At 63.6% G+C, this 338-nt stretch carries 1 protein-coding gene; it reads left to right on the top strand.

Features of this window, described 5'->3' with window-relative positions; genetic code table 11:
* Positions 1 to 81: 81 nt before the first annotated feature.
* Positions 82 to 338: transposase family protein (locus AC0L3P_RS40205; protein ID WP_473309485.1), on the top strand; the 257-nt coding region annotated here is incomplete at its 3' end.

The following is a 338-nucleotide window of genomic DNA, read 5'->3' on the forward strand; positions in this document are numbered from 1 at the left end:
GTTCGAAGGGCCGTTCCACACCATCATTTCTGATGAAGTTCAAGCGTCGGCTCGCGTTGGTTTCACAAAGGAATCAACATGATGCAGCGAGCCCTACGTCCGTCGGCCCTGGTCCCTCGCGGGTTTGACGTGGAGAGCGCCGTCTGTGACGGCGCCGCGACCGTGATCACCATCCGTCCCACGAGCGGGACGAGCCTCTGTCCTGGATGCGGAGCCAGTTCTGGGCGGATCCATAGCCGATATCAGCGACGCCTCACCGATCTGCCGCTGGCGGGGCGGCCGGTTCGCCTGGTGATCGTGGCGCGCCGCTTCCGCTGCGTTACTGTTATGTGCGGTCG

This window comes from Bradyrhizobium sp. WSM4874, from assembly GCF_055811835.1.